Source organism: Leuconostoc sp. JNUCC 76 (assembly GCF_053667755.1).
In genome coordinates, this window is the sequence record NZ_CM132206.1 from 202,293 (window position 1) to 226,708 (window position 24,416).

Below are 24,416 nucleotides of genomic sequence, written 5' to 3' on the forward strand. Positions count from 1 at the left end.
AATATCGTGGCTAAAAAAGTTGTAAATGTAGTTAAGCTACAAATTGCCGCCGCTAAAGCAACGCCGGCACCACCAGTTGGACCCGCATTGGGACAAGCTGGTATTAACATTGCGCAATTCACTAAGGAATTTAACGCGCGTACTGCAGACCAAGCTGGATCAATTATTCCAGTTGAAATCTCTGTTTTTGATGACCGTTCATTCGAATTCGTCACAAAGACACCACCTGCAGCTGATCAATTACGTAAGATTGTTGGTAAGGGTTCAGGTGAACCTAACACAAAGAAGGCAGGAAACGTTACTCTTGACCAAATCCGTGCTATTGCGGAAAACAAGATGGCTGACTTGAATGCTAATGATATTACAAACGCTATGCGTATGATCGAAGGTACAGCACGCTCAATGGGTGTAACTGTTGACGGTGTTGACTTGACTGTTGAAGGTACAGCAATCAAGGAGGACGCAGAATAATGGCTCAAAAGCATGGTAAAAATTATGTTGCAGCAGTAGCAAAGGTAGAAGCTGAAAAAACTTATGCTTTGAACGATGCTGTTTCATTGGTAAAAGAAATTGATTTTGCCAAGTTCGACGCTTCTGTTGAAGTTGTTTTCAAGTTGAACGTTGACACACGTCAAGCAGACCAACAATTACGTGGTGCTGTTGTGTTGCCAAATGGAACAGGTAAAGATAAGACAGTTGTTGTCTTTGCACAAGGTGATAAGGCTAAGGAAGCTGAAGCAGCAGGTGCCGATGTTGTTGGTGCTGCTGATTTGGTACAACGTATCCAAGGTGGATGGTTAGACTTTGATGTTGCTGTTGCCACACCTGATATGATGGCTCAAGTCGGTCGTGTAGGTCGTGCATTGGGTCCTAAGGGACTAATGCCAAACCCTAAGACTGGTACAGTTACAATGGACGTTACTAAGGCTGTTTCAGATGCCAAGGGCGGACAAGTAACATACCGTACAGATCGTGACGGAAACGTCGCAGTTCCTGTTGGTCGTGTATCATTTGAAGAAGGTAAGTTGGCTGAAAACATTAAGTCGATCGCCGAAACAGTTCTTAAGGCTCGTCCTGCTGCTGTTAAGGGTACTTACGTACAACACGTGTCAATTTCATCAACATTTGGTCCAGCAGTAACGTTGGATATTAATACATTGTAATTTGACATTGTCAACTTCGTTTGGTAGAATTTATTAAGTAATTGAATCCATTTTGCCTAAGACTCAGGTGATGCTTGCATCTTAATATCCTGCCGAGGAAGTTTAAAAACTTTTCCCGTGTGTCTTTTAGCGCACGGGATTTCTTTTGCAAAATAAATTTAAAGAAAGGAGATATATCATTATGAGTGAAAAAGCTATTGCAGTTAAAGCACAAAAAGTTGAAGAAATTGCTGACCAATTTAAGGCAGCTGCTTCTGCCGTTGTTGTTGATGCTCGTGGATTGACAGTTGCTCAATCTACTGAATTACGTCATCAATTGCGTGAAGAAGGTGTTGTTCTTGAAGTTATCAAGAACAAAGTTTTGACACGTGCTGCTGAGAAAGCTGGTTACGTTGAATTAAACGACATTTTTGCCGGACCTTCAGCAGTTGCCTTTTCAAACGATGATGCAGTTGCACCAGCACGTATCTTGAAAAAGTTTGCTGATGAAAACAAAGCCTTGGAAATCAAGGGTGGTGTCGTTGACGGCGCTATCGCTAATATCGATGACATTAACAAGTATGCATCATTGCCTTCACGTGAAGGCTTGCTTGGTCAATTGATGGCAGAATTCCAATTCTCAATTCGTTCATTTGCATATGCTGTTAAGGCAGTGCAAGACAAGTTGGAAGAGGAATCTGCAGCAGGAGCTGCAGAAGCATCAACAGATGCTGAATAATATTTAACTAAAAAACATAAATAAAAATCATTTGGAGGATTTAGATCATGGCTTTTGATAAAGACGCGATCATCGCATCATTGAAGGATGCAACGATCTTGGACTTGGCTGACTTGGTTTCAGCTATCGAAGAAGAATTTAACGTTTCAGCAGCAGCTCCAGTAGCAGCTGCAGGTGCTGCTGACGGTGCTGCCGCAGCAAAGTCAGAATTTGACGTAGAATTGACTTCAGCAGGTACTGCTAAGGTTAAGGTTATCAAGGCAGTTCGTGAAGCAACTGGCTTGGGCTTGAAGGAAGCAAAAGACTTAGTTGACAATGCACCTTCAGTTGTTAAAGAAGGCTTGAGTGAAGACGATGCCAACGCATTGAAGGAATCTTTGGAAGCAACTGGTGCTTCAGTTACTGTGAAGTAATCTTTCTCAACATAAAAAAAGGAGTACTTTTGTACTTCTTTTTTTGTACATATTACATATCATAGGCAGTTATTATTTTAATCTAAAGGAGCTAGTACAATGACAGAAAAAAATATTTCTGGAGAACAGTATTTTACAGCTAATCCCAATGCGGAACATCATTATCAAAATTTTGATTTTGACTTGTTAGGGCATGAATTGCATTTTACAACGGATAGTGGCGTATTTTCAAAATCTACCGTTGATTTTGGGACAAGAACAATGTTGGATGCTTTAGAAAAAACAAGTATACCTATTGGGAAGGTACTGGATTTAGGAACAGGTTATGGTCCTGTAGGTATTACTGTGGCAAAAGCATATCAGCGTCATGTGGATATGGTTGATGTTAATGAAAGAGCGTTAGATTTAGCACGCAAAAATGCCCAACAAAACGGTGTCGCTCAACAAGTAAATATTTTTAATTCGGATGTTTACGCAAGTATCGGTGACAAGTACGCACTGATTTTGGTTAATCCACCAATTCGCGCTGGAAAGCAAGTTGTGACTGCAATGCTTCAAGAAGCAGCTAACTATCTGCAAGATGGTGGAAAGCTAATTGCAGTGTTGCAAAAGAAGCAAGGTGCACCTTCGGCTCAAAAAAATATGTCACTTGCTTTTGGTAATGCTAAGGTGATTCATAAAAACAAGGGATATTACATCTTGGAGAGCACTTATGGCACAAATACCGACATTTAGTGACGAACAAATTGATTATTTCATGCAAGAGGCGTTGAATGAAGCTAAAATTGCTCAAAGTGAAGGTGAAGTGCCCATTGGCGCTGTTATAGTTTCTGAAAACCAAATTATTGCGCGTGCGCACAATCATCGGGAGGCGAATCAGTTAGCCACTGCCCATGCAGAATTACTAGCAATCGAGTCTGCCAATACAAAGCTTAAGTCTTGGCGGTTAGAAAACACAGCAATATTTGTGACGTTAGAACCTTGCATCATGTGTGCTGGAGCAATTATTAATGCACGCATTCCTGTTGTTTATTACGGTGCTAATGATCCCAAAGGTGGTGCCACGCGCTCTCTATATTCCCTATTAGAGGATAGTCGGTTGAATCATATGGTTAAAGTGTACGAAGGCATACGTGGTGAAGAATCAGGTCTATTATTACAGCGTTTCTTTAGCAATATCCGTGCGAAACGTAAAATTCGTAAAGCGATTGCAAAGTAAATAATTGCTATTTAACATAAAAAAAGTTTATAATAACATGTAGAAAATAAAAGAGGCAAATGAATGCAAAATCCGAACGCATGGCGTACTGATAAGGACTATATAAATATTATTGATGATTTGTTACAGCATGAAGAAGTGCAACAACTGGCACGCTATACACAACATCATTTCTCTAACCGTTTAACTCATTCAATTTCTGTATCATACCAATCATATTTAATCGCAAAGAAAATTGGTGCTGATGAAGTTGCAACTGCACGAGCAGGTTTACTTCATGATTTGTTTTACTATGATTGGCGCGTAACAAAGTTTGACGAAGGATCACATGCTTATGTGCATCCACGTATTGCGTTGAAAAATGCGCGTAAAATTACAAATATCAGCGATAAAGAAGCTGATATTATTGTAAAACATATGTTTGGTGCAACAATTGCCTTACCAAAGTATCGGGAAAGTTGGATTGTTTCATTGGTTGATGATTTTGCGGCAGTTAATGAATATCTAATTCCTAAAACTTATCTGACTTATTTTAAGTGGCAAGAAAAATTGGCAACGAAATTTGTATCTGTATTTGCTTAAAGTAACAAAATTAGATATAATATAAAAGCAGGCAAATGTCGGCTCTCGAACCGGGTCAGGACAGGAATGTAGCAGCCCTAAGGTTGTTCGATGTTGTGCTTGTGTACATAAGTGGCCGCTTAGCGGTCTTTTTTTATAAAAACAAATGTTATAAATCGGTGGTTTTATGCAAACTACGAACCCCAATATGATATAAAACATATAGCCGACAAGTAGCACCAAACATGTTTACCAATGATATATGGAGGTGATGAAATTGGCATATCAAGCATTGTATCGCGTCTATCGACCACGTTCTTTTGAGGACATGGTTGGTCAAAAAATCATTACACAGACGCTAAAAAATGCAATAGCGACGCAGCAAACAGGGCATGCGTATCTATTTAGTGGTCCTCGTGGAACTGGTAAGACATCAGCTGCTAAAATTTTTGCACGTGAAGTTAATGGTATAGCGCCGGAGACTGATGATTCACAAATTCCTGATATTATTGAAATAGACGCTGCCTCAAATAACGGTGTTGACGAAATTCGAAACATTCGCGATGGGGCAAATTATGCGCCAATAGAATCTGAATATAAAATTTATATTATTGACGAGGTTCACATGTTGTCCTCGGGCGCTTTTAATGCACTATTGAAGACTTTAGAAGAACCGCCAGCTAATGTTAAGTTTATTTTAGCAACGACGGAGCCACAAAAAATACCAGCAACTATTTTATCTCGAACGCAGAGATTTGAATTTAAACGCATTGATAATGACACTATTCAAGCTAGAATGGCTGAAATTCTGCAAAAAGAAGGCGTCTCGTTTGACGATGATGCGCTTCATATTATTGCAAATGTTGCAGAAGGTGGGATGCGTGACGCTTTGTCAATTTTGGATCAAGTGTTAGCTTTTGGCGCTGATCATGTAACGATTGAAAATGCTTTGCAAGTTACCGGATCGACAACGGCCTCACAGTTAGTGACCTATTTGCAGCAAGTAAGTAATTACGATACAGAATCTGCCCTCCAAACATTACATGATATATTGTTAGAAGGAAAAGATGCAGTACGTTTCGTAGCAGATTTGTTAGGTGTGTTGCGTGATGTGATGTTAGCGGAAGTGGCCCCGAATTTAATTAAAACGACGGCACCATTGGTGGATTTGAAGGCCTTAACAATAAAGCTAGGTACTTACCGTATTCAGCAAATGATGGTCACTTTGGATGACATTCAAAAACAATTATTACAGACTATGCAGAGTGATGTATATTTAGAGCTACTCACTGTTAAATTGTCTATGCCAGAACCTGAACAAACTGTACCTGCAAAACAATCCCCCAATGTTATTAAAGAAAAGCCTCAAAATATTGACGATATTGTTAAAGCGCCAAAAAACACAGAAGTTCCTGAGAAACAAGTTGTTGAACCAGCAATAGAAAAAACACCAGTAGAAGTTCCTGCTATAGAGAATGCTGAATATGAAGATTTGTTAGTTCGCACTGGACAAAATGCAGTATTTGCAGTCTTAACTGCTGCGAAACGTGATGCCTTAGCACAAGTTAAAAACGCTTGGTCCGACTTATTGCGACAATTTAATGTTACGCAACAGGCAATGCTTACCATAGCTGAACCGATTGCAGCAAGTGAACAGGCTGTGGTCTTGGCTTTTGATTATCCTGTGTTATTAGAACAGGCGTTACACGATGCTACATTACAGAACCATTTGGTGCAGCAACTACAATCACAGAATTTGCCAAGCGAACTAGTGTTTATTTCACAAGATGAATGGACCTCTGATCGTGCATTGTACGTGAATAAATTAAAAACTGGCGAAACACCTCAAATTCAATTAGAAGATGTGCCTCGAGTGAAAGCTGCTAATTTACCAGCGATTCCTACAAAAACTCCACAAACAACAAGCAATAAGGAGCTAAAAATTGTTAGTGAGGCTAAAGAATTATTTGGCGAAGATCTCGTGAATATTGTTGACTGATTAATATAGGAAGGAAATATGTTTAACGCAGTGCGCGTGAGGCATTTTGAAAATATGCAATACCCTGAACCTATCGCTAAATTAATAGATAGTTACACGAAGCTGCCTGGTATTGGCCCAAAAACGGCCACAAGGCTAGCTTTTTATACATTAGGTATGAATGAAGAAGATGTACAGGATTTTTCTAAGGCATTGATTTCCGCAAAAACTGATTTAACTTTCTGCTCTATTTGTGGTAATATTACTGCAACTGATAGCGATCCATGCGTTATTTGTCGTGATCAATCACGTGATCAGTCAACGATTTTTGTTGTCGAAAATTCACGTGATGTAATGGCGATGGAGAATACTCGAGATTATCACGGTCTATACCATGTTTTAAATGGTGTCATTTCTCCTAGCGCAGGAACAGGACCAGAGGATATTAATTTACCGAGTTTGATTCGACGTTTGTCTGAGCATGAAGAAATTAAAGAAGTAATTGTCGGCACAAATGCGAATGCTGAAGGGGAAGCTACTGCTATGTATTTAGCCCGCTTACTGAAACCGGCTGGTATCGCAGTTACACGTTTAGCGCATGGTTTAGCTGTTGGATCTGATATTGATTATGCTGATGAATTAACACTCATCAAAGCAGTACAAGGACGGACAAAATTATGATATTTGGCAGGAAAAAAACTGGATTGCGCGAAGAGTATGATAGAGCACTTGTGTTTCAAATTGATAAAGCAAAAATTGACTGGGATACGGCAAGAAATTCTGAAGCAGCATTACTTGATGGTCAAGTGAATTTGCGGCTCATACAAGCGCAAACGGCATTGGCGCGTGCTAAATTTAATTATTTATATCGTGAAGCACGTCGTCGTAAAACAGTTGGGCACATGCAAACCCATGTTTTAAAAACAGATCGTATTTAATCATTAGACAAATTACTCATAAGGACTGTTATGCCAAAACCAATATTTATATCATTCGAAGGACCTGAGGGCGCTGGAAAAACAAGTGTTCTCGAGGCATTGATTTCAGAATTAAAAACTAAACTTGGCGATGATTTGGTAACTACACGTGAGCCAGGTGGAAATCCAATTTCTGAAGCAATTAGAGCGATTTTACAGCCAGAAGAAGATAATGGCATGGATAAACGAACTGAGGCGCTCTTATATACAGCTGCTCGACGTCAACATCTCGTGGAAAATATTAAACCAGCATTAGATCAAAACAAAATTGTGATATCTGACCGCTATGTTGATAGCTCACTTGCTTATCAAGGGGGTGGTCGTGGACTTGGAATCGATAATATTTGGGAGATCAATCAATTCGCAATTGATGGCCTATTGCCCGATATGACAATTTATCTTGATGTGCCTGTTGAAATTGGCTTGGCACGTGTAAATGAGAATCGTCAGGGTAAAATTGATCGACTAGATAAAGAGAGTATATCCTTTCATCAGAAGGTTCGAGAGACATATTTAAAACTTCAAAGTGAATTTTCTGATAGAATTAAGATAGTAGATGCTACGCAACCACTTAACAAAGTCATTGATGACACGCGGATACTCATCAACCAAATTCTGGAGGACAAATCATGAAATTAGTTACAGCAATTGTGCAAGATAAAGATACAACAAAACTCAGTAATGCTTTTGTGAAGGCAAATATTCGTGCAACACGTTTAGCCACATCAGGTGGTTTCTTAAGGTCAGGAAATACAACGTTCATGATTGCCATTGAAGATGAACGTGTACCAGAGGTTATGGAAATCATTAAAAAGGTTTCACAAAAACGTAAGCAATTTATGGTGCCACCTATTAGCCTGGATGCTAGTGGTGACCATGCTGGTGCTTATCCAATTGAAATTGAAGTTGGTGGGGCGACGGTATTTACTCAGAGTATTGATTCATTTGAACAGTTCTGATGTTACCAGATTTTGCAACAATTGCACAAAAAAATTATCCAACGCAACTCACTCATTTTAACGATTTACTGCAACAAGATAAGTTGAGTCATTTATATTTGTTTGTTGGTCCAAGCCAGTCCGCAAAACTGGCTTTTTCGCGTTATATAGCTTGGCAAGTTGTTCACCCTGATGAGCGCAATGCCTTGCGAATTACTGAAAATGAACATCCAGACGTACATATAACAGCGCCCATTCCACCAGCTACGTCACTAAAAGTGGCTCAAATTCGTGATTTGACACCTGAATTTGTAACAACAGCCACTGAAAGTCCACGGAAAATATTTATTTTAGATGCGGTTGAAACACTCACAGCAAGCGCAGCAAATTCCCTGTTAAAATTCATTGAGGAGCCTGCCGGACCACAATTAATTATGATGCTTACGGAAAATATGTCCGATGTTTTACCGACGATTAGATCACGCGCGCAAGTAGTTCATTTAGCATCAGCTATTACCAGCAATGATGGTTTAATGGACGATGATTGGCAAAAGCAGACCCAATTAGTATTGTTTAAGTGGTTTGAGCTTATGATGCAGAGACGAATTGAAGCATTTGCATTTGTGCAGACAAAGATTATTGGTCAATTAAACGATACGAAGCAACAGCAGTTATTTTTAAATTGGTTACATGAGTTGGCAAGAGATACAATTGTTTATGACCAGATTCCAGATGAACGGTTAGCTTTTCCCAATCTAATTGGGCTATATAAAACATTACGACAGCGCTATGATATGTATCGATTGGTTAAAGCAAGTGATGAAGTATTTGCTGACGATAAATTGCGCAAAGTGAACCTATCGTTACAAGCACGGTTAGAAAAAATGACACTAGACGTCATAATCGCTCTGGGGGAATAAAATGCAGCAACAAAAAAGTTTTGAAAATCAAGAGACAGGAACACTTTTTTTAGTTCCAACACCTATTGGTAATTTACAAGATATGTCGCCAAGAGCTATTGATACATTGCGCGATGTAGATATAATTGCTGCTGAAGATACACGCCACACACAACAGTTACTAAATCATTTTGCAATCACGACAAAACAAACTAGTTTCCATGAACACAACTGGCAGGCGAAAATCCCTGGCCTTATTGCAGATTTACGAAATGGAAAAAATGTAGCACAAGTTAGTGATGCGGGGATGCCTTCTATTTCTGACCCAGGTAAAGAATTAGTTGCGGCAGCTGTGGCTGAAAACTTAGCCGTCGTACCGATTCCTGGTGCAACGGCTGGTGTGACAGCATTGATTGCCAGTGGTTTAGTGCCGCAACCGTTTTATTTTTATGGGTTCTTACAACGTAAAAATAGTGAACAATTGGCAGAATTACAGCAGTTATCCACAATGCGGGATACAGTCATTTTTTATGAATCACCACATCGATTAAAGCAAACTTTAGTAAATATCCAAAAAGTAATGGGTGACGATCGTCGTATTGTTTTAGCACGAGAGCTAACAAAGCGCTATGAAGAATTTATTCGCGGAACTATTGATGAACTAGTTTCGTGGTCGCAATCAAATGAAATTCGTGGTGAGTTTGTAGTAATGATTGATGGCTTTCATGGAGAAATTTCTGAGCCAGATAACAGTATGGCACTAACTGTTCAAGAAGCAGTATCAGCACTGATTAAAAAGGGCCTAAAGCCCAATGCAGCAATAAAACAAATAGCAAAGGAACGAGGCCTTGATAGACAAGCAGTATATGCGGACTATCACGAGATAGAGTAGTATGAAAAAATATGAAATAAAAAGACGTGTTGAATATTATGAAGCTGATACGACACAAAAATTATCTTTACCGATGATTTTAAATTATGCTGTCTTAGCTTCTAAATGTCAGAGTGATGAACTTGGCGTGGGGCAGGACTTCCATTTAGGCCGTGGCCTTGGTTGGATTATCTTACAATATGAAGTAATAATTAAGCGACGTCCTAAAATTGGTGAAATAATTCGTATTCAGACCTTTGCTACGCAATACAATCCTTTTTTTGTCCGTCGACCATTCGTCTTTTTAGATGAAAATGATAATGAAATTATTCGTGTTGATTCTATTTGGACTATGATAGATATGACAAATCGTCGCATGGCACGTTTACCACAAGATATAATTGATAAGTATGATGCAAAAAGAGTTAAGCAAATTTCACGAATCCCTAACCCTGAGAAATTTTCAGATGATGATCAATATACTGAGAGGGACTATCATGTGCGATATTTAGATATTGATGGTAATAAGCATGTGAACAACTCTAAGTATTTTGAATGGATGCAAGACGTTATCGCACCGGAGTATCTATTAACCCATGAAATCACATACATTAATCTAAAATTCGAAAATGAAATTCGGCTTGGACACACTATTTTATCGCAAGTAGTTCAAAACGATAATGAATCCAAGCATCGCATTATGATGGAAAATGTGGTGAGCGCAGAAGCAGAGTTCAAGTGGCGAAAAATTTGATATAATAGTGTGTAGAGGAAAAAAGATATGGCTATTTTAGTTCTTGGTGGCGCCGGTTATATCGGTTCACACATGGTTAAGCGTTTGGTAGAAGCAGATCGTGACGTTGTCGTTGTTGATGCTTTGTTTACGGGACACCGTGAGGCGGTTAATCCAAAAGCAAAATTCTATCAAGTTGATATTCGTGATAAGGCAGCATTGTCAAAAGTGTTTGACAAAGAAAATATTGAACAAGTTGTTCACTTTGCAGCGTTTTCTATCGTTCCAGAATCTGTAGAAAATCCACTAAAGTACTTTGATAATAATACTAGTGGTATGATTACTTTGCTAGAGGTGATGAAAGAACACGATGTTAAACAAATTGTGTTCTCGTCAACGGCAGCTACTTATGGTAATCCTGTTAATATTCCTATTAAAGAAACAGATCCACAACGACCAATTAACCCTTATGGGGAATCAAAGTTGATGATGGAAAAAATCATGGCTTGGTCTGATCAAGCGGATGGTGTTAAGTGGGTTGCATTGCGCTACTTTAACGTAGCAGGTGCTGCCGAAGATGGCACGATTGGAGAAGATCATACGCCTGAAACGCATTTAGTACCAATTATTTTGCAAGCCGGCTTAGGTCAACGTGAATATATTGAGATGTTTGGTGATGATTACAATACTCCTGACGGTTTCAATGTTCGTGATTATGTCCATGTTTTGGACTTGGCTGATGCGCATATTTTGGCATTGAAGTATTTAGCCGATGGAAACAATTCAAACCAATTTAACTTGGGATCTGCTACTGGATTCTCTGTTAAAGAGATGGTAGAAGCAGCTAGATCAGCTACTGGAGTTGATATTCCCGCCAAGATTGGTCCCCGCCGAGCTGGTGACCCCGATATTTTGATTGCTAATTCAGACAAAGCACGTGATGTGCTTGGCTGGACCCCTAAGTATGATAATGTACAAGATATCATCAAAACAGCCTGGAATTGGCATAAAAACCATCCATCAGGATATAATGACAAGTAATATAATTCTATCAAGAGAAGTGATTCTAAAAATTATTTAGGAACTTTCTTGATAGTTTTTTTATTGTTTCGAGAATATGATGAGTTTATTGTAATTTAAAATTAATGATTGATTAATCTAAAGGGAAGTAATATACTTGTAAGTACGTAAAAAATTACAATTTAAAGATAAACGAGAAATAAATATGCAAATGTTATCTGAAATAGCTGGAAAAGGGACTTACATCATTAGAGAATTGACTGGTAGCCGACGCTTAACCAAGCGACTAGCAGAGATAGGGATTAAAGCGGGGAAAAGTATTGAAGTAATATCTCTGCCTGATCATACTTCAGGGTTGATTATCTATTTTCAAGGGCAGCGTTTAGCGGTGAGCAATGATATTGCTAGTCAAATTAGTGTAGCGCCAGTCAGTGAAATTACCATGGATCATTTTAAAACGTTATCCGATATGCCCATCAATAAACCAGGCGTAGTAGCCAAAATACTTGGTAATAAAGCATTGCGTAAACGCTTGATGGATATGGGCATTACAAAAAATACCGTTGTTAAAGTTGACCGTGTGGCGCCTTTAGGGGACCCGATAGAGTTGGTAGTCAGAGGCTATAAATTAAGCTTAAGAAAAAGTGACGCACAACTAGTTGTATTAACAGAGATTTAGTCTATGAATAAACAATGTACAGTAGCCTTAGCAGGTAACCCAAACAGTGGGAAAACAACACTATTTAATTTATTAACAGGTTCGCATCAACACATTGGAAATTGGCCAGGCGTTACAGTTGAAAAAAAGTCAGGTCGTTTAAAAAATAATCCTGACATCATTATTCAAGATTTACCTGGAACTTATTCCTTATCAGCATATAGTCCAGAGGAAGTAATCGCTCGTAACTTTTTAATTAATGATAAACCTGAACAGATCATCAATGTGCTCGATGCTACAAATATTGAACGTAATCTTTATTTTAGTTTGCAATTAATGGAAACTGGTGCCCCGATTATTTTGGCTTTGAATATGTTGGATTTACTAGTAAAACAAAGTCAATATCGAATTGATACCAAAAAACTATCTTATTTGCTGAATGTACCGGTTGTAAGTATTAGTGCGTTAAAAAAGAAAAACATCAATCATCTGACTAAGCAGATTGTTGCTAACACTGATCAGCCAAAAACCTATCCACATCCAGTTTATGATAAGCGGTTGGAATCGGCATTATCCATGATTGAAGAACAGATTGATGACATTATCGAAGCAGAACAGTTGCGATGGTATGCGATTAAGCTCTTTGAGCGTGATGAAGCAGTTGGACATCTAAAATTAACGGCACAGCAGCAAACTGAAATTGACAATGTAATTGATACAGCAGAAAGCCTGTTTAATGACGACAGTGATAGCATAGTTGTTAATGCACGCTATGACTATATAGAACGTATCATAAACATGTGTGTAGTACGAACAAGTGATTTTTCAATGAGTATGAGTGATCGTGTTGATATGGTAGTCACTAACCGCATTCTTGCATTACCTATTTTTATATTTGTAATGTGGATTGTGTATTTCTTATCGATCCAAACCATTGGAACAATAGGAAGTGATTGGGTGAATGATGTATTATTTGGGGACTTCATTCCGAATAGTGCCAATGCAATTTTAACGTATTTGCATGTTTCAGTGTGGTTAAAGAGTTTAATTATTGACGGTATTATTAATGGTATTGGGTCTGTGTTAGGTTTCTTACCACAAATTATGATGCTCTTTTTGTGCTTAAGTATTCTAGAAGACTGTGGTTACATGGCACGAATTGCGTTTGTTATGGACCGTATTTTTCATCGTTTTAATCTTTCAGGGAAATCATTTATCCCCATGTTAATTTCAACAGGCTGTGGTGTGCCAGGCATCATGTCTACGCGAACGATTGAAAGTAAAAGTGATCGTCGTATGACAATCATGTTAACGACTTTTATGCCATGTTCAGCTAAGTTAACCGTTATTGCCTTAGTTAGCGGAACATTTTTTCCAGAAAATTCATGGGTAGCACCAACCTCTTATTTTATTAGTATTTTGACAGTTGTTGGCTCAGGTATTTTTTTGAAAAAAACAAAGCTCTTTTCAGAACCGCCAACGCCATTTGTAATGGAGCTGCCTGCTTATCATTTACCTAGTATTGGTAACGTTAGCCACAGTGTGTGGATTAAAGCACATGCCTTTATCAAAAAAGCAGGGACTATAATTTTTGCGTCATGTGTTGCCATCTGGTTTTTGTCCAATTTCAATTTTCACTTTCAAATGGTCGATCAGAACGACAGTATTTTAAGAGACATAGGTATGCTTATAGCACCTATTTTTGCACCATTAGGGTTTGGTGATTGGCATGCGACCGTTGCAGTGATTGCTGGTCTAATTGCTAAGGAAAATTGTGTTAGCACATTAAACATTACTTTTGGTTCGTCAAGCACGGCCTCATTTATGAGCACTTTAAGACAAACTTATTCCCCAATGGCGGGTTATTCGTTTCTTGTTTTTAACTTATTATGTGCACCTTGTTTTGCTGCCATCGGTGCTATGTATAAAGAATTTGGTGATGCACTTTGGACTTGGCGCGCGGTAATCTATCAAACCGTTGTGGCTTATATGTGTGCACTCAGTATTTTTCAAGTGAGTGAAATCATTCAAGGTAATGTTTCGGTGTACTTTGTTACGTTATCGTTCATCGCTATTGGATTGATGCTATATGGTATTTTTATCAAACGTGAGCGCCCGCAACAACTAGAATTGTATTAGAAAGGTCAGTCAATATGTCAACATTTATCATAGCTGGTGTCATTTTTATCATGTTTGCATTAGTCATATACAATAAATTTTTTAAGAAAAATGCTAGTGGTGGCTGTCATGATTGTGTCGACATCGGTTGTCCGCTTGCCGATCAATCAAAAATGTTAAGGAACAAAAAAAGTAATCATTAAAACACGAAACCCCGATGAACTAACGCGTTCATCGGGGATTTTTTATTATGAGAGAATATTTGAGAGAGAAGAGAATAGATATTCGGGAGAGAATATAAGTTTGTTTATAGTCGCGGGGAGAACGCGACTTGGCTCCCTTTTACCATGGGGTTTCGTGTTTCTGATGTGATCGCCATCAGTTATACTGCTTATATTTTTCAGTCCTCCAAAAATTTAGATTTTATTATTTGTTATATTTTAATTCAACTAGGCTTGTTGTTTGAGATAACTTGCTTTGTTGATGTTTATAATATAACGTCCTAAAATTAAATTCATGTAAACTGAAGATAAAGTGAACATTAAATAATTATTTCTCTGTTGAATCCCGCACAACGAGTTCACCATCTAACACAGTGCGTATAGTGTTAGATGGATTGGCATCGCGTACAGTACAAAACAATTCATAAATTTTTTTACCAGTTTGGTAAAAATCATATTCAAAGCTAGTTAGGTTTGGTGTAACAGTCGTACTTAAATCAGATCTACCAAATCCAATATATTGGGCATTTTGTCCAGCTGCTAAACCGGCTTGAAGAGCACCGATTGTGATACGATCAGTAGCACCAATAATTAAATCAAAATTTTGGGACTGCATTGCTTGTTGTGCGGCTACTTTTGCTTCTGCTATGCTGAACTTTGAATTAACGACAGTCACCTTGCTAGTGGACAGTTTTTTTCTAATATTGAGAAAACGATCATGACCAATGGCCCAATCCATTGTTTCATCAATTTTTAACAGTAAAGCATTTTGAGGATGCAGCGATGCAGCAAATTCACCGACAACGGTTCCAGCTTGCAGATCGTTCATGACTACGCGATGAAAGTTAGGTTCTTCTTGTCCTTGGATAACTACGGGTGCGTCAAATTCAGTTAATGCGTTACGTAACTCGTCGTTTAAATTAGCTGTTAAAACAATCAAGCCACCAACATTCTGTGTACGTAATTTTTCAATAGCAGCGAGCTCACGTTTAGTCGATTGATAGGTATTGACGATCAAGAAAGTATCATTTTCGTTTGCATCATCTAGCCCACGGAGCATTTCAACTTGAGCTGATGAGTCAAGCCTAGGTACAATTACACCTATCGTGTGATTGACTTTCTGTTTTAAACTTTGCGCAAAGGTATTGGGCTGGTAATTATTTTCAGTAACAACTTTGTTTATTTTTTCACGTGTTTTAGCACTGACCGGTCCACCATTCAAATAGCGGGAGACAGTGCTTTTTGCTACTTGCGCCATATTAGCAATATCAGTTATTGTCAATTTTTTTTCCATAGACACATATTACCATGAACGCAATGAAAGCGTTGTCATTAACTTGTAATATTTAACTTAAAAAGGAGGTTGCAATTATTTTTGAAAGCGGTTACAATTGTTCTATAAAGAAATGGAAACGGTTCCAAAAAAATTAAAGGAATTTAGAGGAGCAGCAAAATGGATCATAATAAAGTAGCAAAGCGTATTGCCGATGCTGTCGGCAAGGACAATATTGTAGCCGCTGCACACTGTGCTACGCGTTTACGATTGGTGATCAAAGATGTTAAAAAGATCGATCAGGATGTCTTGGACAACGATTCCGATCTTAAAGGAACATTTAACGCTAACGGACAATATCAAATTATTGTTGGGCCAGGCGATGTTAATGGTGTTTACGATGAATTTGTTAAAATTACCGGTGTTGAGCAAGCTTCAACTGCTGATTTAAAAAAAATTGCAGCACAATCAGGAAAAAGCAATCCTTTGATGGATTTGGTTAAAGTATTGTCAGATATATTTGTTCCTTTGATTCCAGCTCTGGTTGCCGGTGGTCTATTGATGGCATTGAATAACATTCTAACTGGTGAGGGAATGTTTGGCGCCAAATCTTTGGTTGAAATGTTTCCACAAATCACCGGTTTAGCAGAAATGATCAATCTGATGGCTTCTGCACCGTTCGCATTCTTGCCAATTTTGATAGGAATTACAGCAACAAGACGCTTTGGAGGAAACGAAATTCTCGGAGCAGCTGCTGGTATGATGTTAGTCATGCCTAGTTTAGTCAACGGATATAATGTGGCCGAAGCAGTTGCCACTGGAAAGATGCCAACATGGGATTTGTTTGGTTTGTCAGTTGCGCAAGCTGGTTATCAAGGTCAAGTGTTACCGGTGATCGGTGTAGCATTCATCTTAGCTAACTTGGAAAAGTTTTTCCATAAGCATTTGAAAGGTGCTATTGACTTTACGTTTACACCGATGTTGTCTATCATATTAACTGGGTTTATCACATTTATTGTTGTGGGTCCGGTATTACGAATTGTCTCTAATGGTATTACTGATAGCTTGACATGGTTGGTTACGACGTTTGGCTTTATTGGTTACGGGGTCTTTGGTACATTCTACTCTGCTATTGTTATTACTGGTTTACATCAGAGTTTTCCGGCAATCGAAACACAGTTGTTGGCAGATGTTGCTAAAACAGGTGGTGATTTCATTTTCCCTATTGCCGCTGCATCTAACGTGGCGCAAGGAGCTGCAACATTTGCTATTTATTTCTTAAGCAAAGGGGATGAAAAAGTACGAGCATTGGCTTCATCATCAGGTGCTTCAGCCATGCTGGGTATTACTGAACCAGCAATGTTTGGTGTTAACTTAAAGTATAAGTTTCCATTTTTCATCGCCCTTGGATCAGCCGGAATTTCAAGCTTAGTAATGGGATTGTTCCAAGTGATGTCATCATCGCTGGGACCAGCTGGTATAATTGGCTTTATTGCTATTCCAGCTAACAAATGGGTAGGATTCTTCATCGCTATTGCGTTATCATTCGTGATTGCTTTTACAGCAACCTTAGTTTACGGTCGTTCACACATGCCAGCTTCTAAGTCAGATAATAAACCAGTAAATCCAGTAGTTACTGAACATGAAGCAGGTTTTGAGGTTGATGCACCTGTTTCAGGTCATTTAATGCAGTTAACCGATGTCCAAGATAATGTTTTCTCAACTGGAATGATGGGCAAGGGTGTAGCAATCGAACCAAGTGATGGTACGATTTACGCACCGGCCGATGGTGAAATTACAGTAGCTTATCAAACAAAACATGCCTATGGATTAACGACGGATGATGGCGTTGAGATATTAGTTCATATTGGCTTAGATACGGTTAATCTTGAAGGTCAGGGATTTGAAAGCTTTGTAACGCAAGGACAAAAAGTTAAAAAAGGTGATAAATTAGGCACTTTTGATACGAATACAATCACAAAAGCTGGATATCCTGTTACAACGATGGTCATTATCACAAACACAAAAGCATTTAATGACGTTGCGGTAGATGAAACTTTCGATAATGATATTCAAGCGGGCCATCAGATTATAACGGTTATACCAAAAACTAGTGATTCAGCTGTTGGTGCGCCAGCATAAATAAAAAAAGGGGAAAACGTATTTATCAAGAATACGCAACTAAAATAATTCATGCTTATTAAAAATGACATCAATCACTTTGAAAAATATCATTTATATCCAACACACGGATTATTGAATGATCCAAATGGGCTTATATATTTTAAAGGACAATATCATGTGTTTTTTCAATGGAATCCACATGCTTGTAACCACAAATATAAGGAATGGGGACACTTTGTTTCAAACGACTTGAAAACATGGACTCGTCTAGAAACAGCTTTAAAGCCTTCTCTTCCAGACATGGACTCAGCCGGAATATATTCTGGTACAGCATTTGTTAAAGATGATAAGTTGTATGTCTTCTATACAGGGAATGTTCGCGATGAATCTGGCCGAAGTGTGGCGTCTCATCAAATGTGGGCAGTTAGTGAGGATGGGATTCACTTTGAAAAACTTGGTGAACTATTCCCTCATCCAGAAGGTTTTACAAAAGATGTCAGAGATCCTAAAGTTTGGCAGGGGAAAAACGGGCGATATTATTTGATGGTAGGTGCACGATCGAATGACAATATAGGTGACATTCTTATTTATGAATCAGAAGACTTTAGTCAGTGGCAATTACATGGTTCGTTAATTGAAGGTGAATTAACTGATATTCGTGGCTATATGATTGAATGTCCAGATTTAATTGAGATAAATGGTAAGCAAATTTTAATGTTTTCACCGCAAGGATTACCAGCAGACGAAGAGAACTATCGCTATCAAAATATTCATAACACAGGTTATGTCGTCGGTACTTTTGATGAAGAGACGTTGCATTTTAAACCGGAAACTGAATTTAAAGAAGTTGACAAGGGATTTGAATTTTATGCGCCACAAACCATGCATACCAATGAGGGGCGTAAAATAATGTGGGGATGGGCTGGTATGATGACACCAGAACGTGAAGCCTCGACCCCAACGATTACTGGCAAGAATTGGGTTCATGTGTTAACTATTCCACGCGCGTTACACGTGACGCCGGACAATCTTTTGACACAGACACCTATTTCAGAAATTTTGCATACAAAACCTTTGACGAACTTTGGTGCTGTTGAAGTGGGTCAATATACGATTGATTCTCATGACAATTGGACATTATCTTTTGGTGAAAATATGACGTTAGTGCGAAACAAAAATCGACTCGTATTATCACGTCATCAGTGGGAAAATGGTGAAATTGAGAAAAGGCAGATTGTAGGAGATATTAATCACGCAGTATTAATTGTTGACACAGACATAATTGAGGTGTACACAAACAACAACCAATCAGTCATGACAGCACGTTATTTTTAAGCATTGAAAATATTTGTGTAAACGATTACAATGTAATTGTAGTAACTGGTTAACGTCTAACACAAACACGATGATTTCGTAAAAAGGAGTAAATTAATCATGAGTTTATTAGGAGCAATTGAAGCAGGTGGTACAAAATTTGTGGTCGCAGTTGCGGATCACGATTACAATATTGTTGAACGAACATCATTTCCAACACTTGATGGTCAAAAAACTGTAGAGCAGGTAATCGCTTTTTTTGATAAGTTTGATGACATCGATGCAATTGGAATTGCTGCATTTGGACCAATCGACATTGTAAAGGGATCATCAACATACGGCCATGTTTTGGACACACCAAAACGCGGTTGGTCAGGGTATGATTTTCTTGGCGCAATGAAAGAATGGCGTGATATTCCTTATTATTGGACAACAGACGTTAATGGGGCTGGTTGGGCTGAGTTTGAAACGGGTGCCGCTAAAGATGTTGACAACATGGTTTATTTGACAGTAGGTACTGGTGTTGGAGCTGGAATTGTATCTGGTGGTAAACTTGTAGCTGGCTATGGGCATCCTGAAGCAGGACATATTTTCTTACAAAAGCATCCCCTTGATAAATATGAAGGACATTGCCCATTTCATGGCGATAATTGTTTGGAAGGCTTAGCTGCTGGTCCAGCAATTGAAGAGCGTTGGGGACGTAGTGCGAAGGAAATTCCAGATGATGATGTTGCTTGGAAGATTGAAGCTTTCTATCTTGCGCAAGCAGCCCTTGATTACACGATGATTTTACGTCCTGAAAAAATTGTTTTTGGTGGTGGTGTTCCTCATCGCGAAATTCTATTCCCACTAATTCGTGAAAGTTTTGCGGAACAAATGAGTGATTATTTGGCTGTTCCAGATTTGGATGAGTACATTGTACCAGTTGCAAATGGTGATAATGCTGGTATTCTTGGTTGCTTCTATTTGGCAAAAACATTACTTTAATTTTCAATTTATCCTCAGTTTACGTGAGTTTAATTTTGAGACGTTATATTATAAACATCAACAAAGCAAGTTATCTCAAACAACAAGCCAAGTTGAATTAAAATGTAACATTCGATAAATCTAAGATCTGGAGGATTGAACAGTATAAGCGGTATGACTGATGAGTATCACATCAGAAGCACGAAACCCCACGGCAAAAGGGAGCCAAGTCGCGTTCTCCCGCGCGACTATAAATAACTCATATTCTCTCCCGAATATACTATTCTCTTCTCTCAAATATTCTCTCTCACAATAAATATCCCCGGTGAACGTGTTAGTTCATCGGGGTTTCGTGTTTTATAGTGTCATTTTATTTACTATAAGAAATAATAGGTTGCATGATATTTCGAAATATGATAATATATTTTATGTTGTGAAACACAAGAAATGGTCAGCTAGCTCAGTTGGTAGAGCAACGGACTCTTAATCCGTGGGTCCAGGGTTCGAGCCCCTGGCTGACCACTTAATAAAAACCAGTAAACTTTGTTTACTGGTTTTTATTTTAAATTTATTATTTTGGTGGGGGCATAATGAAAAATGAACATAGCAATAAGATTAAAAAGCATGTTTCTTTAATGCTGGTTTTTGTTGCATTTATTATTGTAGGGCTCGTTGTTTTTTTTAATCTTAAACAACCTACAAAGATTACTATAAAAACAACTGGTAAATCATCTTCTGGAAAAAAATCAGATGATTTACCACAGAATGTAAAAACTACCAATTGGGACTTACTATTAGTAAATAAAACACACCCATATAAGAATGAACTGAATTTTACAAAGATGACCGTTGATGGTAAACAAATTGACCATCGCATTGAAGAGCCTCTTGCAAAATTCCGTGTAGCAGCTCAAAATTCTGGTTACTCAACCACTTTAATATCGGGGTATCGTTCCGTGGCATACCAAACGACAGTTTACAATCAATCGATTAGTCAATATGAATCAAATGGTATGAGTTCAACAGAGGCTAAAAAACTGACTGAGTCAGTGATTCAAGTGCCAGGATCCTCGGAACATCAGACAGGACAAGCTGTCGATTTAGCGGGGGATGATGCCTTAGCGAAATATCCTTCCTTAGAAGCAGGTATGGATGAGTTTAAGTCCCAACAGTGGTTGATAAAACACGCGCCTGAATATGGTTTTATTTTAAGGTATCCAAGTGATAGTCAATCTATCAAAGAGACTGGCATAGATTATGAATCTTGGCATTTTAGATATGTCGGTGTTACGAATGCAACGTATATAACCGCTCATCACTTAACTTTGGAAGCCTATGTTCAAGCTCTGAAGAAAGCGGGACGCTGATACAATATTTGACCTTTCAGGTAATTGCTCAGCAGGAATAATGTAATTTTGATATACTATATTAGTAATATTTTTATCGGAAACTAAGGAGAAGTGGCATGATTGTACTATCAGGCACCATCGGCGCCGGGAAAACTAGTTTAACAAAAATGTTGGCCAAACATTTAAATTCACAGGCGTTTTATGAAAGTGTTGATGACAATCCAATTCTGCCACTCTTTTATCAAGATCCTAAAAAATACGGTTTTTTGCTACAAATTTATTTTTTGAATAAAAGATTAGAGCAAATTAAAAAAGCGCAAGTTAGTGCAAAGAATATTTTAGACCGTTCTATATTTGAAGATGCTTTACTATTCCAATTGACAGCTGATTTGAATCGTGCAACGCAAACTGAGGTAGATATATATCAGTCATTGGTTAATAATATGATGGCTGAAATTCCTGGTAGCGCAACGTCTAAAGATCCTGATTTATTAATTCATGTTCGTGTTAGTTTTGATACTATGCTCGCAAGAATCAAAAAGCGTGGTCGTTCATTTGAGCAAGTTGAAGCAAATCCGGGACTATATGACTACTACAAAGAACTTAATTCACGTTATGATGATTGGTTTGCGGCGTATGACCGATCACCAAAAATCCAGATTGATGGTGACCATTTTGATTTTGTGGAAAATGAAGAGTCAGGTGCAAAAGTCTTGGACATGATTGATGCTAAATTAGCACAAACTGGTGTACTATCATTTTGAAAAATCCCGAAACTTTTGAAGTTAGGGATTTTTTTGATATAATAATTAAAATTAACTAAGGAACATATAATGAATAGTTGGCATAGAATTGTTGTTAAAGTCGGTACTAGCACAATTGTTAATCGTGATGGGCAAATTAATTACCCAGTCGTCAATCGGTTGGCACAAACACTTTCCAGTTTACAAAAATGTGGTCATGAAATTTTATTAGTTACATCTGGGGCAATCGGTGTGGCATTGGATCAGATGAATCTAGAAAAACGACCACAAGAAATTCCACAACAGCAAGCATTAGCTGCCATTGGTCAGGGATACTTGATGTCATTGTACAATCAAAGTTTTGCATTCTATCAACAATTAATTGGACAAGTTTTATTGACGTATGATGTGTTTGACAATAAAGCGATGCTTGAAAACACAATGAATGCCATTGAAATGATGTTTTCACAGCACGTGATTCCCATTGTTAATGAAAATGATGTGATTGCAGTTGATGAGCTCGACCATCAACATTCATTTGGCGATAATGACCGCTTAGCCGCTATTGTGACACGTGAAATTGGTGCCGATGGATTAATTATTTTGAGCGATGTCGACGCGTTGTATACGGCTAATCCTAATATTGATGAATTTGCACAAGCCATTGATAAGGTGACGAAAATTACTGATGATATTCGTATGAGTGCCACCGGATCGACTTCTGGTTTAGGAACAGGTGGGATGAGTACAAAACTTGCTGCTGGTGAATATGTAATGAAAAATGGTGGTAAAATGGTGTTAATTAACGGTAATAATCCAGCCTTGATTTTAGAAGTAATAGCTGGTAAAACGGTGGGAACATTATTTCAAGGAGAATGAGTCTATGAACGCAGTAGAAGAAATTGGTAAGCGTGCCAAATTAGTGACTTCTGATGTTGCTAATTTGTCAGTAGATATTCGTAATCAAATATTATTGGATATGTCGTCAGCCTTGGTAACTAACTGGCAAGAAATTGTGGCAGCAAATAAAAAAGATTTGGATGCAGCTACGCAGCTCTCTGGTCCAATGCGTAATCGATTGACGCTTGACCAAAAAACAGTTGGTGGTATTGCAGCATCGCTGTCAGCGGTCGCTAAGTTAGCTGATCCTTTGGCAGGTCCATATGACAATTGGAAAAATCATACAGGATTCAAAATTGTTAAAAAAACAGTGCCGTTGGGAGTTGTGGCTATGATATTTGAGGCGCGCCCGAATGTGACCGTAGATGCCGCCGCATTGACCTTTAAATCAGGTAATGCAGTTATTTTACGCGGTGGTAAAGAGGCTATTGAGTCAAATATTATCTTAACGAATATTTTGCGTGACGTGTTACGTAAACACCATTTAAACCCAGATATAATACAGTTAATCACGGATACAACACATGATTCAGTCAACACATTACTAAATTTGCGTGACTATGTTGATGTATTAATTCCGCGTGGTTCAGGTCAGTTTATTGATTTTGTTGTAAAAAATGCAACGGTACCGGTTATTGAAACTGGCGCAGGTAACACACATATATTTGTGGACGAGAGTGCCAAGCAGGATGAGGCTATTCGTGTCATTCATAATGCCAAAACACAAAAACCCGCAGTTTGTAATGCTGCCGAAAAACTATTAATTCATGAGGCAATTGCGGGTGAATTTTTACCAAAAATTGTCGATGATTTATTGGCTGCTGGTGTAGAGTTGCGCGGTGATCAAAAAGTCCGTAGTATAGACAGTCGAGTAATTGGCGCAAGTGATGAAGATTGGGATACTGAATATAACGATTTAATTATGGCTATAAAAATTGTTAACGATAACGATGAAGCAATTACCTGGATTAATGACCATACAACACATCACTCAGAAACAATTATCAGTGAAGACCTTAATCATGTTACTGATTTTATGAATGCCGTTGATGCTGCTGTTGTTTACCAGAATGTTTCAAGCCGATTTACTGACGGCTTTGAATTTGGATTTGGCGCAGAAATTGGTATCTCTACACAAAAGCTTCATGCGCGTGGCCCAATGGGACTAAGTGCGTTAACCACAATTAAGTATGAAGTGTTTGGTGAAGGACAAATTAGAGAGTAGGTACAGTATTTTGGCACAAAAAAATGATTCACGAT

General features: G+C 38.3%; 26 protein-coding genes, 1 tRNA gene, 1 other RNA gene and 1 other annotated feature. Of the genes, 27 read left to right on the forward strand and 1 reads right to left on the reverse strand.

The genetic code is table 11. The annotated features are described in order from the left end of the window. Positions 1-6 precede the first annotated feature (6 nt). From rplK to feoB, 19 genes are all read left to right on the forward strand, one after another. On the forward strand, positions 7-471 hold the full coding sequence (gene rplK, locus JNUCC76_RS01220) for a 50S ribosomal protein L11 (RefSeq protein WP_002815940.1): 465 nt from the start codon (positions 7-9) through the stop codon (positions 469-471). Then, positions 471-1,163 (forward strand): 50S ribosomal protein L1, encoded by a 693-nt coding sequence (gene rplA / locus JNUCC76_RS01225; RefSeq protein WP_454155120.1) that lies wholly within the window; start codon positions 471-473, stop codon positions 1,161-1,163. Before rplK ends, rplA begins: the two co-directional genes overlap by 1 nt. Before the next feature lie 37 nt (positions 1,164-1,200). Further along, positions 1,201-1,317, forward strand: a sequence feature (ribosomal protein L10 leader region). Positions 1,318-1,344: 27 nt separating this feature from the next. After that, positions 1,345-1,881, forward strand: coding sequence for a 50S ribosomal protein L10 (gene rplJ, locus JNUCC76_RS01230; RefSeq protein ID WP_454155122.1), 537 nt, complete (start codon positions 1,345-1,347; stop codon positions 1,879-1,881). A gap of 47 nt (positions 1,882-1,928) precedes the next feature. After that, complete coding sequence (gene rplL / locus JNUCC76_RS01235; protein WP_002815934.1) at positions 1,929-2,294, forward strand: 50S ribosomal protein L7/L12; 366 nt, start codon at positions 1,929-1,931, stop codon at positions 2,292-2,294. A gap of 99 nt (positions 2,295-2,393) precedes the next feature. Further along, the gene (locus JNUCC76_RS01240; protein ID WP_454155124.1) at positions 2,394-3,029 is read left to right on the forward strand and encodes a class I SAM-dependent methyltransferase; all 636 of its coding nucleotides are present in this window, start codon (positions 2,394-2,396) and stop codon (positions 3,027-3,029) included. Continuing rightward, positions 3,007-3,513 carry a tRNA adenosine(34) deaminase TadA gene (tadA, locus tag JNUCC76_RS01245; protein WP_454155126.1) on the forward strand — a complete coding sequence of 169 codons (507 nt, stop codon included), beginning with the start codon at positions 3,007-3,009 and terminating at the stop codon, positions 3,511-3,513. The genes JNUCC76_RS01240 and tadA overlap by 23 nt, the downstream gene beginning before the upstream one ends. Before the next feature lie 63 nt (positions 3,514-3,576). Next, positions 3,577-4,095, forward strand: coding sequence for an HD domain-containing protein (locus JNUCC76_RS01250; RefSeq protein WP_072612995.1), 519 nt, complete (start codon positions 3,577-3,579; stop codon positions 4,093-4,095). A 23-nt stretch (positions 4,096-4,118) separates the two neighbouring features. After that, positions 4,119-4,205, forward strand: an RNA gene (gene ffs / locus JNUCC76_RS01255) — signal recognition particle sRNA small type. 140 nt (positions 4,206-4,345) lie between these two features. Further along, positions 4,346-6,073: a DNA polymerase III subunit gamma/tau gene (dnaX, locus tag JNUCC76_RS01260; RefSeq protein ID WP_454155128.1), complete on the forward strand. Its 1,728-nt coding sequence runs from the start codon at positions 4,346-4,348 to the stop codon at positions 6,071-6,073. Between the two features lie 54 nt (positions 6,074-6,127). Further along, a complete protein-coding gene (gene recR / locus JNUCC76_RS01265; protein WP_454156500.1) occupies positions 6,128-6,733 on the forward strand; it encodes a recombination mediator RecR in 606 nt (201 codons plus the stop codon). Further along, a complete protein-coding gene (locus JNUCC76_RS01270) occupies positions 6,730-6,990 on the forward strand; it encodes a YaaL family protein (protein ID WP_454155130.1) in 261 nt (86 codons plus the stop codon). The genes recR and JNUCC76_RS01270 overlap by 4 nt, the downstream gene beginning before the upstream one ends. 30 nt (positions 6,991-7,020) lie before the next feature. Further along, complete coding sequence (gene tmk / locus JNUCC76_RS01275) at positions 7,021-7,662, forward strand: dTMP kinase (protein WP_072612998.1); 642 nt, start codon at positions 7,021-7,023, stop codon at positions 7,660-7,662. Next, on the forward strand, positions 7,659-7,988 hold the full coding sequence (gene darA, locus JNUCC76_RS01280) for a cyclic di-AMP receptor DarA (RefSeq protein ID WP_036089617.1): 330 nt from the start codon (positions 7,659-7,661) through the stop codon (positions 7,986-7,988). Before tmk ends, darA begins: the two co-directional genes overlap by 4 nt. Continuing rightward, complete coding sequence (locus JNUCC76_RS01285; protein ID WP_454155132.1) at positions 7,988-8,887, forward strand: DNA polymerase III delta subunit-related protein; 900 nt, start codon at positions 7,988-7,990, stop codon at positions 8,885-8,887. The genes darA and JNUCC76_RS01285 overlap by 1 nt, the downstream gene beginning before the upstream one ends. 1 nt (position 8,888) lies before the next feature. Beyond that, complete coding sequence (gene rsmI / locus JNUCC76_RS01290; RefSeq protein ID WP_454155134.1) at positions 8,889-9,758, forward strand: 16S rRNA (cytidine(1402)-2'-O)-methyltransferase; 870 nt, start codon at positions 8,889-8,891, stop codon at positions 9,756-9,758. A gap of 1 nt (position 9,759) precedes the next feature. After that, positions 9,760-10,491: an acyl-[acyl-carrier-protein] thioesterase gene (locus JNUCC76_RS01295; protein WP_454155136.1), complete on the forward strand. Its 732-nt coding sequence runs from the start codon at positions 9,760-9,762 to the stop codon at positions 10,489-10,491. 27 nt (positions 10,492-10,518) lie between these two features. Continuing rightward, on the forward strand, positions 10,519-11,511 hold the full coding sequence (gene galE, locus JNUCC76_RS01300; RefSeq protein ID WP_454155138.1) for a UDP-glucose 4-epimerase GalE: 993 nt from the start codon (positions 10,519-10,521) through the stop codon (positions 11,509-11,511). Positions 11,512-11,695: 184 nt separating this feature from the next. Continuing rightward, positions 11,696-12,169 (forward strand): ferrous iron transport protein A, encoded by a 474-nt coding sequence (locus JNUCC76_RS01305; RefSeq protein WP_444717462.1) that lies wholly within the window; start codon positions 11,696-11,698, stop codon positions 12,167-12,169. Between the two features lie 3 nt (positions 12,170-12,172). After that, on the forward strand, positions 12,173-14,287 hold the full coding sequence (feoB, locus tag JNUCC76_RS01310) for a ferrous iron transport protein B (RefSeq protein WP_454155140.1): 2,115 nt from the start codon (positions 12,173-12,175) through the stop codon (positions 14,285-14,287). Between the two features lie 528 nt (positions 14,288-14,815). Here the strand turns inward: feoB and JNUCC76_RS01315 are convergent. Continuing rightward, entirely contained in the window at positions 14,816-15,781 is a 966-nt protein-coding gene (locus JNUCC76_RS01315) for a LacI family DNA-binding transcriptional regulator (protein ID WP_454155142.1), read from the reverse strand. A gap of 159 nt (positions 15,782-15,940) precedes the next feature. Between JNUCC76_RS01315 and JNUCC76_RS01320 the strand changes: the two genes are divergently transcribed. The 8 genes from JNUCC76_RS01320 (at position 15,941) to JNUCC76_RS01355 (ending at position 24,381) form a co-directional block, all read left to right on the forward strand. After that, entirely contained in the window at positions 15,941-17,902 is a 1,962-nt protein-coding gene (locus tag JNUCC76_RS01320) for a sucrose-specific PTS transporter subunit IIBC (protein WP_454155144.1), read from the forward strand. Positions 17,903-17,953: 51 nt separating this feature from the next. Then, on the forward strand, positions 17,954-19,219 hold the full coding sequence (locus JNUCC76_RS01325) for a glycoside hydrolase family 32 protein (protein ID WP_454155146.1): 1,266 nt from the start codon (positions 17,954-17,956) through the stop codon (positions 19,217-19,219). A gap of 99 nt (positions 19,220-19,318) precedes the next feature. Then, the gene (locus JNUCC76_RS01330; protein WP_454155148.1) at positions 19,319-20,185 is read left to right on the forward strand and encodes an ROK family protein; all 867 of its coding nucleotides are present in this window, start codon (positions 19,319-19,321) and stop codon (positions 20,183-20,185) included. A gap of 428 nt (positions 20,186-20,613) precedes the next feature. Then, positions 20,614-20,686, forward strand: a tRNA-Lys gene (locus tag JNUCC76_RS01335). A 68-nt stretch (positions 20,687-20,754) separates the two neighbouring features. Then, positions 20,755-21,531 carry a M15 family metallopeptidase gene (locus JNUCC76_RS01340; RefSeq protein WP_454155150.1) on the forward strand — a complete coding sequence of 259 codons (777 nt, stop codon included), beginning with the start codon at positions 20,755-20,757 and terminating at the stop codon, positions 21,529-21,531. Between the two features lie 98 nt (positions 21,532-21,629). Next, entirely contained in the window at positions 21,630-22,277 is a 648-nt protein-coding gene (locus JNUCC76_RS01345) for a deoxynucleoside kinase (RefSeq protein WP_454155152.1), read from the forward strand. 69 nt (positions 22,278-22,346) lie between these two features. After that, on the forward strand, positions 22,347-23,135 hold the full coding sequence (gene proB / locus JNUCC76_RS01350; RefSeq protein WP_454155154.1) for a glutamate 5-kinase: 789 nt from the start codon (positions 22,347-22,349) through the stop codon (positions 23,133-23,135). Positions 23,136-23,139: 4 nt separating this feature from the next. Beyond that, positions 23,140-24,381, forward strand: a complete 1,242-nt coding sequence (locus JNUCC76_RS01355; RefSeq protein WP_454155156.1) for a glutamate-5-semialdehyde dehydrogenase — start codon at positions 23,140-23,142, stop codon at positions 24,379-24,381. Positions 24,382-24,416 lie beyond the last annotated feature (35 nt).